13 protein-coding genes are annotated in these 10,382 nt (G+C 42.4%); 9 read left to right on the top strand and 4 right to left on the bottom strand.

The window, feature by feature from the left end:
- On the top strand, positions 1 to 773 hold a 773-nt coding region (locus tag ACLOR3_RS09240; RefSeq protein ID WP_412037162.1), incomplete at its 5' end, for a zinc-binding dehydrogenase.
- A 315-nt stretch (positions 774 to 1,088) separates the two neighbouring features.
- Here ACLOR3_RS09240 and ACLOR3_RS09235 read toward each other — a convergent pair.
- From ACLOR3_RS09235 to ACLOR3_RS09220, 4 genes are all read right to left on the bottom strand, one after another.
- A complete protein-coding gene (locus tag ACLOR3_RS09235) occupies positions 1,089 to 1,250 on the bottom strand; it encodes a hypothetical protein (RefSeq protein ID WP_411400934.1) in 162 nt (53 codons plus the stop codon).
- A 12-nt stretch (positions 1,251 to 1,262) separates the two neighbouring features.
- The gene (locus ACLOR3_RS09230) at positions 1,263 to 1,430 is read right to left on the bottom strand and encodes a hypothetical protein (RefSeq protein ID WP_023024913.1); all 168 of its coding nucleotides are present in this window, start codon (positions 1,428 to 1,430) and stop codon (positions 1,263 to 1,265) included.
- 191 nt (positions 1,431 to 1,621) lie between these two features.
- Entirely contained in the window at positions 1,622 to 1,789 is a 168-nt protein-coding gene (locus tag ACLOR3_RS09225) for a class IIb bacteriocin, lactobin A/cerein 7B family (protein ID WP_006595269.1), read from the bottom strand.
- 21 nt (positions 1,790 to 1,810) lie between these two features.
- Positions 1,811 to 1,984: a Blp family class II bacteriocin gene (locus ACLOR3_RS09220; RefSeq protein WP_223355675.1), complete on the bottom strand. Its 174-nt coding sequence runs from the start codon at positions 1,982 to 1,984 to the stop codon at positions 1,811 to 1,813.
- Positions 1,985 to 2,711: 727 nt separating this feature from the next.
- Here ACLOR3_RS09220 and ACLOR3_RS09215 point away from each other — a divergent pair.
- From ACLOR3_RS09215 to ACLOR3_RS09180, 8 genes are all read left to right on the top strand, one after another.
- The gene (locus ACLOR3_RS09215; protein ID WP_048717101.1) at positions 2,712 to 3,410 is read left to right on the top strand and encodes an N-acetylmannosamine-6-phosphate 2-epimerase; all 699 of its coding nucleotides are present in this window, start codon (positions 2,712 to 2,714) and stop codon (positions 3,408 to 3,410) included.
- 142 nt (positions 3,411 to 3,552) lie between these two features.
- On the top strand, positions 3,553 to 4,869 hold the full coding sequence (locus ACLOR3_RS09210) for an extracellular solute-binding protein (RefSeq protein WP_411400933.1): 1,317 nt from the start codon (positions 3,553 to 3,555) through the stop codon (positions 4,867 to 4,869).
- Between the two features lie 203 nt (positions 4,870 to 5,072).
- The gene (locus tag ACLOR3_RS09205) at positions 5,073 to 5,960 is read left to right on the top strand and encodes a carbohydrate ABC transporter permease (protein WP_156677127.1); all 888 of its coding nucleotides are present in this window, start codon (positions 5,073 to 5,075) and stop codon (positions 5,958 to 5,960) included.
- Positions 5,961 to 5,975: 15 nt separating this feature from the next.
- Positions 5,976 to 6,815 carry a carbohydrate ABC transporter permease gene (locus tag ACLOR3_RS09200; RefSeq protein WP_048788695.1) on the top strand — a complete coding sequence of 280 codons (840 nt, stop codon included), beginning with the start codon at positions 5,976 to 5,978 and terminating at the stop codon, positions 6,813 to 6,815.
- A gap of 164 nt (positions 6,816 to 6,979) precedes the next feature.
- Positions 6,980 to 7,432: a NanQ anomerase/TabA/YiaL family protein gene (locus tag ACLOR3_RS09195; protein WP_411400932.1), complete on the top strand. Its 453-nt coding sequence runs from the start codon at positions 6,980 to 6,982 to the stop codon at positions 7,430 to 7,432.
- Between the two features lie 21 nt (positions 7,433 to 7,453).
- On the top strand, positions 7,454 to 8,101 hold the full coding sequence (locus tag ACLOR3_RS09190) for a YesL family protein (protein ID WP_411400931.1): 648 nt from the start codon (positions 7,454 to 7,456) through the stop codon (positions 8,099 to 8,101).
- A 45-nt stretch (positions 8,102 to 8,146) separates the two neighbouring features.
- Positions 8,147 to 9,064: a dihydrodipicolinate synthase family protein gene (locus ACLOR3_RS09185; RefSeq protein ID WP_125336211.1), complete on the top strand. Its 918-nt coding sequence runs from the start codon at positions 8,147 to 8,149 to the stop codon at positions 9,062 to 9,064.
- A 30-nt stretch (positions 9,065 to 9,094) separates the two neighbouring features.
- Positions 9,095 to 9,988 (top strand): ROK family protein, encoded by an 894-nt coding sequence (locus ACLOR3_RS09180; protein ID WP_411400930.1) that lies wholly within the window; start codon positions 9,095 to 9,097, stop codon positions 9,986 to 9,988.
- Positions 9,989 to 10,382: the final 394 nt, after the last annotated feature.

Genomic DNA, 10,382 nt, shown 5'->3' with positions numbered 1-10,382 from the left:
GCTACTACTGTAAGCGTGGTTTGCCTTCCCATTGTGAAGATGGGGGCTGGATCCTTGGCCACTTGATCAATGGTACCCAAGCAGAGTATGTCCATATCCCTCACGCAGACGGCAGTCTTTATCATGCACCAGCTTCTGTAGATGACGAAGCCCTGGTTATGCTCTCTGATATTCTGCCTACTTCCTATGAAATTGGGGTTCTCCCTTCTCACGTGAAACCTGGAGACAACGTTTGTATCGTTGGTGCAGGGCCAATCGGTTTGGCAGCTCTCTTAACCGTACAATTCTTCTCACCAGCTACCATTATCATGGTAGACTTGTCAGAATCTCGTCTCGAAGCTTCTAAGAAGTTTGGAGCTACTCATACCATCTGTTCAAGTGATATTGATGAAATCAAGGCCTTTATCAATGAAGTGACCGATGGTCGTGGTGTCGATATCTCGATGGAATGTGTGGGCTATCCAGCTACCTTCGATGTCTGCCAAAATATTATCTCTGTCGGCGGTCATATTGCCAACGTTGGAGTGCATGGTAAACCAGTTAGCTTCAATCTTGATGACCTTTGGATCAAGAACATTACGCTCAATACTGGTTTGGTCAATGCCAATACAACTGAAATGCTTCTTAACGTCTTGAAATCTGGCAAGATTGATGCGACGAAGTTGGTGACCCACCACTTCAAACTTTCAGAAGCAGAAAAGGCATACGAAATTTTCAAACATGCTGGCGAAAACAATGCCTTGAAAGTCATTATTGATAACGACCTCAGCTAAGAAGTTGGATAGATCCATCACCTAAATAAGATAGAAAAATGAGAGTGGGACAGAAATCGGTAATTCGTCAGAATTCGATTTCGTCGTCCCACCTCTGCACAGTTGAGTAGGGCTGTAAAAGCTGATGAAATCAGCGTAGTAGAGCCCACTCAACCACTGCGTCTTGCTCGACAATCCAAAAATAATTGAGAGGCTAGGACTTTTGTCCCAGCCTCATTTTTTTGCTTAAAAAGATCGTTTAACAATAGAACATCCCAGCTATAGAATGATAGCTGGGATGTATGTACTGTTAAGTGAGATGATAAAGAAGTGTTACTATTTGCCTCGTTTGCGAGCATATTCGTCAAAGGCGCCAGCTAAGGTTCCCATGAGTAGGGGAGTTGCGATTAGTCCAACAGTGATCCATACGGATCCGCCATCTACATGGCTGAGTTCCTGCTCAGACAAGCTTCTAAAACGTGATTCTTCGAGTTTCATGCTTGCTCCTTTCTAGTGCATGATGCCATTGATGATACTACGGCCAAAATCACGTCCAGAATTGTATAAAATATTCCATGTTTGAACGATGAATTTTGCCGAGTCAAAAACGGAGGCTCCTCCATCAATGGTCGCTAGTTCAGCTTCCGTTAGGCAAGTATAATGGATGCTTGTATCCATAGGTGTCCTCCTTAATGTAAGATCGTGTACAGTAAATCAATTGCCTCGTTCAGAATGGTGAAAGTGACCATGAAGGCAATAGCAAATTTAGGAAAGTACCCTTCTACCTGTTTGGGTGTTTTTTTATCAAGAATGCAGTATCCTGTCAAAAGGATGAGGGTGATAAATACCAGACTCATAGGTCTCCTCCTTTACCATTTTCGTGTCATATTACTATGAAATGCATCGATCAGTTTTGTTGTCCCGATATAAGCAGAAGAAAAACCGTAAGCGAAAACTAACAGAAAAGGGAGTCCTCCACCATTAATATCACTTAATTCTTCATGCGTAAGATCTTTAAATTGTACTTGGTCTATCATTGCTTTTCTCCTTCAAATTAATTATTTAAATGCTCCCCAAATGGCAGTTCCGACAGCTGTTACACCACCAGCAATAGAGCCAGATAGGTAGGGATGAGCAAGGATCCAAGCGATCAATGGAATAGCCCCCCCATCAACTTGTGTCAATTCTTCTTCTGTTAAGGGTGTGAATTTTTGTGTGAATTCTGTTGTCATTTACTTTTCCTCTTTCTTTCTTGTTTGTCGCCATCTAGCATCAACTGCTAGATAGATTGTAGCCGCAATGGCTAAATTAATCTGTGGTTGAAACGCAATCAGGTGTGCATCATGTAAAACAGTTAATGCGATGATGATTGCAAAGATTATAGTGTGGATAGGCCATCTCATATTTTAATAATCCTAATTTTTGTTGAGAAGCAAAGCTAGGGTAATTTTCCAATAGAGCTAGCTTGTATGGGTAGCCTTTTATTCATCTTGTGTCAGCTAAGCTGATTAGATGCAACAAGGATAAGGTCAATAGCCAATGCAGTGTTTAGCTTACGTTTCAAGTTTTTGTTTAAAATAAAATCAATGAAAGCAAGATCAATAAAACAAAAGCTTTGGTATTCTTTTTCATGTTTGGTATTCCCTTTCCTTATTTATTTACGGAAGAAGTAATACAAAAACCATGGGATGATAATGGGAGTATAGTACATCTGTGGACCTCCTTTCTTTTTGTTTGGTCACTTATACTATTCGTATAAAAATCTGGAAATGGTAAAAATTTCTTAAAAAATTTTAGAATGTTAGCATCTCTGAAACTAGTTTCAGAGGAATGGAAGAATAGTTTAAAATATGAAACTATTATCAAAATGGCTCCAGAATATTGTAAGCGCTTTAAAAATACTATATAATAACCTTACAAGTACTCGAGTTGACGTAATAAACGAAGGAGATGGAATGTATGTCCAAGATCACAAAAGAAGAATTAATTCAACAGATCAAAGACGGCATTATCGTTTCTTGTCAGGCGCTTCCTCATGAACCTCTCTACACAGAGGCAGGGGGTGTGATTCCTCTCTTGGTCAAAGCAGCTGAGCAAGGAGGAGCGGTTGGAATCCGGGCGAATAGTGTCCGCGATATCAAAGAGATCAAGGAAGTGACAAAGCTTCCGATTATCGGGATCATCAAGAGAGATTATCCTCCTGAAGAACCATTCATTACTGCTACCATGAAAGAAGTAGATGAATTGGCCGAATTAGATATCGCAGTGATTGCCCTGGATTGTACCAAACGTCCGCGTCATGACGGTCTATCGATTGTCGACTTTATCCAGCAAGTGAAGGAGAAATATCCTGATCAACTCTTGATGGCAGATATCAGCACCTTTGAAGAAGGCTTAACAGCTGTCGAAGCAGGGGTTGACTTTGTCGGAACAACCTTATCGGGCTACACAGATTACAGCCCGAAAGTAGACGGACCGGACATTGACTTGATTCGCCAACTTTGCCAAGCGGGTGTCGATGTAATTGCGGAAGGTAAGATCCACTATCCTGCACAAGCCAAAGAAATTCATGACCTGGGTGTCAGAGGGCTTGTGGTAGGGGGAGCCATTACGCGACCTAAAGAAATTACAGAACGCTTCGTTGCGGCTTTAAAATAGAAAAAAGAACAGAAAAAGAGACAAGGAGGAAGCTAGGAAGAGAGAAATCATCCAGTAGAAATGAGAATACTTAACAATCACCGTCCTCAGTGAGGATACACTAAGTAAGAGAAATCTTACCGCAAACGTGAGGAGAAATCACATGAAAATGAAAAAAGTACTGTGCTCGTTGGTAGCTGGTGCAGCGGTGCTAGCACTTGCAGCTTGTGGATCTGGAGGAGGATCTAAGTCTGAATCTTCAAGCGATAACTCTGGTAAAACAGAAATCACTTGGTGGGCCTTTCCAGTCTTTACTCAAGAGAAAGCTGATGATGGTGTAGGAACCTACGAAAAATCAATTATCGAAGCCTTCGAAAAAGCCAATCCAGATATCAAAGTCAAACTAGAAACCATCGACTTCAAATCTGGTCCTGAAAAGATTACGACAGCTATCGAAGCCGGAACTGCTCCAGACGTTCTCTTTGACGCACCAGGGCGGATTATTCAATACGGTAAAAATGGTAAATTGGCTGACTTGAATGATCTCTTTACTGAAGATTTTGTAAAAGATGTCAACAACGACAATATCATCCAAGCTAGCAAGGCCGGCGACACTGCTTACATGTACCCAATCAGTTCAGCACCATTCTACATGGCGATGAACAAGAAGATGTTGGAAGATGCAGGAGTTCTAGACCTTGTCAAAGAAGGCTGGACAACAGACGACTTTGAAAAAGTCTTGAAAGCTTTGAAAGACAAAGGTTACACACCAGGATCACTCTTCAGTAACGGTCAAGGTGGGGACCAAGGTACTCGTGCCTTTATCGCTAACCTTTACGGTGGTTCTGTAACAGATGAAAAAGTAACCAAGTATACAACAGATGATCCAAAATTTGTCAAAGGTTTAGAAAAAGCTTCTAAATGGATTGAAGATGGTTTGATGATGAATGGTTCCCAATTCGACGGTGGAGCAGACATCCAAAACTTCGCTAACGGTCAAACTTCTTACACCATCTTGTGGGCACCTTCACAAAACGGTATCCAAGCTAAATTGTTGGAAGCAAGTAAAGTTGAAGTAGTCGAAGTACCATTCCCATCTGATAGCGGTAAACCAAAATTGGAATACCTTGTCAATGGTTTTGCAGTCTTCAACAACAAGGATGAAAAGAAAGTAGCAGCAGCTAAGAAATTTGTTCAATTCATCGCAGACGACAAAGAATGGGGTCCTAAGAACGTTGTTCGTACAGGTGCCTTCCCAGTTCGTAGTTCATTTGGTAAATTGTATGATGACAAACGGATGGAAACCATCAGTACTTGGACTCAATACTACTCACCATACTACAACACAATCGACGGCTTTGCAGAAATGCGTACACTTTGGTTCCCAATGTTGCAATCTGTTTCAAACGGGGATGAAAAAGCAGAACCAGCTTTGAAGACCTTTACTGAAAAAGCAAACGAAACGATCAAGAAAAAATAGATCATCTATGAAACTCAAATGATCCTTTCATAGAAATAAGAAAGCATAGGCCCCCTCGATTTCTTATCTCCATGTGTAGATTGAAAGAGGGGGCCTTCGTGTTTTCGCTCTCCTAATTATCATATGTAGGAAAGGGCAGTGCTATCCGTTCCACATAGGAATCAAGGAAAAAATAGAAAAAGAACATCAGGAGGTGCCTTATTGTGAAGGTAAACAAAATCCGAATGAGGGAGACGCTGGTTTCCTACGCATTCTTAGCACCCATTTTAATCTTCTTTATTGTCTTTGTATTAGCACCAATGATTATGGGGTTTGTCACTAGTTTCTTTAACTACTCGATGACCTCCTTCAAATTTGTTGGTCTTGAAAATTATTCCCGCATGTTTGCGGATAAGGTCTTTATCAAGTCCTTGATCAATACTGTCATCATCGTTATCGGATCCGTTCCAATCGTAGTATTGTTCTCCTTGTTTGTGGCTTCTCAGACCTACCATCAAAATGCCATTGCGCGTTCCTTCTATCGTTTCGTCTTCTTCCTTCCTGTAGTTACAGGGAGTGTAGCCGTTACAGTGGTATGGAAATGGATCTACGATCCACTATCTGGTATTTTGAACTTCGTCCTTAAATCTGGTCATGTTATCCAACAAAATATTTCTTGGTTGGGAGATAAGAACTGGGCTTTGATGGCCATCATTATCATCTTGTTGACCACCTCTGTTGGTCAACCGATCATCCTCTACATCGCTGCTATGGGAAATATTGATAATTCTCTCGTCGAAGCAGCGCGTGTGGATGGTGCGACAGAACTTCAAGTTTTCTGGAAGATCAAATGGCCAAGCTTATTGCCAACAACTTTGTACATTGCGATCATTACGACCATTAACTCTTTCCAATGTTTCGCCTTGATCCAATTGTTGACATCCGGTGGTCCTAACTACTCAACGAGTACCCTCATGTACTACTTATATGAAAAAGCCTTTAAGCTCTCTGAATACGGTTATGCCAACACCATGGGTGTCTTCCTGGCAGTGATGATTGCCATTATTAGTTTTGCGCAATTCAAGATTCTCGGAAACGACGTAGAATATTAAAGAAAGGAGTCTCAGATGAAATCAACACAAAAGAAACCAATTACTGCCTTTACAGTGATTTCTACCATCGTTTTGCTCCTTTTGACAGTTTTGTTCATTTTCCCATTCTATTGGATTTTGACAGGGGCCTTTAAGTCTCAACCGGATACCATTATGATCCCACCTCAGTGGTGGCCAAAGACACCAACTATGGAAAACTTTCAACAATTGATGGTTCAAAACCCAGCCCTGCAATGGTTGTGGAACAGTGTCTTTATTTCCCTTGCTACCATGCTTTTGGTATGTATGACGTCTTCTTTGGCGGGCTATGTCTTGGCTAAGAAACGTTTCTATGGGCAACGAATTCTCTTTGCTATCTTTATCGCAGCCATGGCCCTTCCAAAACAAGTTGTCTTGGTTCCATTGGTGCGCATTATCAACTTTATGGGAATCCACGATACTCTTGCAGCGGTGATCTTGCCACTGGTTGGATGGCCATTCGGGGTCTTCTTGATGAAACAATTTAGTGAAAACATTCCAACAGAACTCTTAGAATCTGCTAAGATCGATGGTTGTGGAGAGTTACGGACTTTCTGGAGCGTTGCCTTCCCAATTGTCAAGCCAGGATTTGCAGCCCTTGCCATCTTCACCTTCATCAACACCTGGAACGACTACTTTATGCAATTGGTAATGCTGACCTCTCGTCAAAACCTGACTATTTCACTAGGGGTTGCGACCATGCAGGCTGAAATGGCCACCAACTATGGCTTGATCATGGCTGGGGCAGCCCTAGCTGCGGTGCCAATCGTTACAGTCTTCCTAGTCTTCCAAAAATCCTTCACTCAAGGGATTACCATGGGAGCGGTCAAAGGATAAGCCATCTGCTTGGACAAACGATAGTAGTGTACAGATACTTTTTTCTAGGCTGAGAGGAGTAGGGCTCTTGCGATCTCCACACCTCATCGGTGCCCAAGAAGGGGCTAGGGAAGAAATCACTTGTTTTCTTTTCTCGTCCTAAGAAGTGTCGAAAGGAAAAGTGTATGATATTTGATGATTTAAAAAACATCACCTTTTACAAAGGGATCCATCCCAATCTAGATCAGGCCATTGATTTTCTCTATGAGCATCGGAAGGATTCTTTTGAATTGGGGAGATATGATATTGATGGGGATAAGGTCTTTCTCGTCGTTCAAGAAAACACCCTCAATAAAGAAGAAAGCAATCGCTTTGAGCATCACAAAAAATATGCCGATTTGCATCTTTTGGTAGAAGGACATGAGTTTTCGAGTTATGGATCTCGTGTGACAGGTGAGGCGCTCGCCTTTGATGAAGCATCGGACATCGGTTTTGTCCGTTGCCAGGAGTCTTATCCACTTCATCTGGGTTATCATAATTTTGCGATTTTCTTCCCAGGGGAACCTCATCAGCCCAATGGCTATGCGGGTCAAGAAGAAGTCGTTCGAAAACAGTTAGTGAAAATTTTAATCGATTAAGAGAGTCAGAAAGGAGACGGTATGTCACAAAGAGAAACAGGATTGATCAAAACAGTCTTTAATACTGACAATCTGGTGATGCGAATCAGCGAGAAAATAGCGGACTTAGTCACAGTCAATCTTCTTTTTGTGCTGAGCTGTCTGCCGATTGTCACAATCGGGATCGCAAAGATTAGTTTGTATCAAACGGTTTTTGCCATCAAACACCAGCGTCGCCTACCAGTCATTCGGACTTATATCAACGCCTTTCGAGAAAATTGGAAGTTGGGGCTTCAGCTCGGAGGGATAGAGTTGCTCATTTCAGGGATCTGTCTCTTTGACTTGTTCCTCTTTTGGAGTCAGACAGCCTTGCCAATTCAGGTGTTAAAAGCTGTTTGTCTAGGGCTCTTTATCTTCCTAGTTCTGGTCATGCTAGCGGCCTATCCAATTGCGGCGCGTTATCGATTGACTTGGACAGAGTGTCTACAAAAAGCTCTGATTGTATCTGGTTTGTATTTCCCATGGTTCTTCGTTATGGGGGCTCTCTTGTTGCTAGTAGCTATGGTGTTTGTGACTTCTGTCTTAAGCTTTTTACTAGGACTCATGGTCTTCTTCTTGATTGGTTTTTCTAGCATGACCTTCCTACAGGTTGGATTGATGGAAAAGATATTTGCTCGTTTTAAAGAATAAAAAAGAAAAATAGGATTTGGTAAACATTCGTGAAAGGAGAAAAGAATGTCAGATTTAAAAAAATATGAAGGAGTCATCCCGGCTTTTTATGCCTGCTATGATGACCAAGGAGAAATTAGCCCGGAGCGGGTACGTGCGCTGGTAGAATATTTTATCGCGAAAGGTGTGCAGGGCTTGTATGTCAACGGATCTTCTGGCGAATGTATCTACCAGAGCGTAGCCGATCGCAAGCTAGTCTTAGAAGAAGTCATGGCAGTGGCTAAAGGAAAATTGACCATCATCGCTCACGTGGCCTGCAACAATACCAAGGACAGCGTGGAATTGGCACGACATGCAGAAGAGCTAGGAGTAGATGCCATTGCGGCCATTCCGCCAATTTATTTCCGCTTGCCAGAATACAGTGTTGCCCACTACTGGAATGAAATCAGCGCAGCAGCGCCAAACACAGACTTTGTCATCTACAATATCCCGCAATTGGCAGGGGTAGCTTTGACACCGAGTCTGTATACAGAAATGTTGAAAAATCCACGGGTGATTGGGGTGAAGAATTCCTCTATGCCTGTTCAGGATATTCAGACCTTTGCTTCTTTGGGAGGCGATGACCATATCGTCTTTAATGGTCCAGATGAACAATTCTTAGGTGGCCGTCTTATGGGAGCAGGAGCAGGTATTGGAGGCACCTATGGTGCTATGCCAGAGCTCTTCTTGAAACTCAATCAGCTGATTGCTGAGAAAGACTTGGAAACTGCGCGTGCCTTGCAGTTTGCCATCAATGGCATTATTGGAGTCTTGACATCTGCTCATGGCAACATGTATGGCGTCATTAAAGAAGTCTTGCGGATCAATGAAGGTCTAGAACTGGGATCTGTTCGGAGTCCATTAAGTCCAGTAACTGAAGGAGACCAGGAAGTGGTCCAAAAAGCAGCTAGCTTAATCCGTGAAGTCAAGGAACGTTTCCTTTAAAAAAGAGTGTAAATCGGAAAGGAGAGGTGTATGGCCTATTACCTAGCGATTGATATCGGTGGGACCAATATCAAATATGGTCTGGTTGATGAAGCAGAGAATCTGATCGAGTCGCATGAAATGCCGACAGAAGCTGAAAAAGGGGGCCCTGGGATTCTAGGGAAAACCAAGGCTTTAGTAGAATCTTACCTCGAAGAAAATAACATCCTTGGAGTCTGTATTTCGTCAGCTGGGATGGTTGACCCCGATAAGGGGGAAATCTTTTATGCGGGCCCTCAGATTCCCAATTATGCAGGAACTCAGTTCAAAAAAGAAATTGAAGAGACCTATCAAATCCCCTGCGAAATTGAAAATGACGTCAACTGTGCTGGTTTAGCAGAAGTGATGTCAGGGAATGGCCAGGGGGCTCAAGTTGCCGTCTGTTTAACGGTCGGTACTGGCATTGGTGGCTGTCTCTTGATCAATGGGGAGATTTTCCATGGCTTTAGCAATTCTGCCTGCGAGGTAGGTTACCTTCATCTTCAAGATGGCGCCTTCCAAGATTTGGCTTCGACGACAGCTTTGGTTGAATATGTTGCCAAGCAACATGGAGATCCTGTCGAACAATGGAGTGGTCGTCGCATATTCAAGGAAGCGACCCAAGGAAATACCATCTGTATGGCAGGAATCGATCGCATGGTCGACTACCTAGGCAAGGGGCTTGCCAATATTTGTTATGTTGTCAATCCTCAAGTGGTTATTCTTGGTGGTGGAGTTATGGGACAGGAAGCTATTTTGAAACCAAAGATTTCAGCAGCCCTCAAAGACTCCCTCGTTCCAAGCCTAGCAGACAAGACGCAATTGGAGTTTGCGCATCATCAAAATACGGCAGGGATGGTAGGAGCTTACTACCATTTCAAGCAACAACAAGCCAGACGGAATTAAATCAAAAAATGCTCACCACTTAGGTGAGCATTTCAGATTGAAAATAAAGTCTTCTGAAAAACTTTCCTTAGGTGAGTACGGACGTCAGCGAACTTCCAAGAAGTTCCATGACTTAGTTTTGAACCTAAGGTTTCAAAACTCCCGAGTGCCTGAAACACAATGGTTTCAGGCACTTTTCTCACAGCGGAAAGTTTTTAATCTTCTTAAATGACTGTAAATAAAAGTCATTTTTTGAAAAGTATCTAGCTGTTTTATGTAAAACAATAGTTTATCTACTTTCAAAAACGCTCACCTAAGCGGTGAGCATTTTTTGTGGAAAAGAAAAACCAGAATGCAGAGGAAAGGATCCTCAGCTCCTGGTGATAAATCGGAAGATTAGCGTCTACGTGAATCG

This window comes from Streptococcus intestinihominis (assembly GCF_046824975.1).
Lineage (GTDB): Bacteria > Bacillota > Bacilli > Lactobacillales > Streptococcaceae > Streptococcus.
Note: the sequence above shows the minus strand (reverse complement) of the source record. Positions and strands in the feature narration are given on the sequence as shown.

What these genes read in the sequence shown, in the direction of transcription:
- ACLOR3_RS09225 (WP_006595269.1), bottom strand. Translation starts at nt 1,789, where the DNA reads ATGATAGACCAAGTACAATTTAAAGATCTTACGCATGAAGAATTAAGT.
- ACLOR3_RS09185 (WP_125336211.1), top strand. Translation starts at nt 8,147, where the DNA reads ATGTCAGATTTAAAAAAATATGAAGGAGTCATCCCGGCTTTTTATGCC.
- ACLOR3_RS09215 (WP_048717101.1), top strand. Translation starts at nt 2,712, where the DNA reads ATGTCCAAGATCACAAAAGAAGAATTAATTCAACAGATCAAAGACGGC.
- ACLOR3_RS09195 (WP_411400932.1), top strand. Translation starts at nt 6,980, where the DNA reads ATGATATTTGATGATTTAAAAAACATCACCTTTTACAAAGGGATCCAT.
- ACLOR3_RS09210 (WP_411400933.1), top strand. Translation starts at nt 3,553, where the DNA reads ATGAAAATGAAAAAAGTACTGTGCTCGTTGGTAGCTGGTGCAGCGGTG.
- ACLOR3_RS09200 (WP_048788695.1), top strand. Translation starts at nt 5,976, where the DNA reads ATGAAATCAACACAAAAGAAACCAATTACTGCCTTTACAGTGATTTCT.
- ACLOR3_RS09180 (WP_411400930.1), top strand. Translation starts at nt 9,095, where the DNA reads ATGGCCTATTACCTAGCGATTGATATCGGTGGGACCAATATCAAATAT.
- ACLOR3_RS09235 (WP_411400934.1), bottom strand. Translation starts at nt 1,250, where the DNA reads ATGAAACTCGAAGAATCACGTTTTAGAAGCTTGTCTGAGCAGGAACTC.
- ACLOR3_RS09220 (WP_223355675.1), bottom strand. Translation starts at nt 1,984, where the DNA reads ATGACAACAGAATTCACACAAAAATTCACACCCTTAACAGAAGAAGAA.
- ACLOR3_RS09190 (WP_411400931.1), top strand. Translation starts at nt 7,454, where the DNA reads ATGTCACAAAGAGAAACAGGATTGATCAAAACAGTCTTTAATACTGAC.
- ACLOR3_RS09230 (WP_023024913.1), bottom strand. Translation starts at nt 1,430, where the DNA reads ATGGATACAAGCATCCATTATACTTGCCTAACGGAAGCTGAACTAGCG.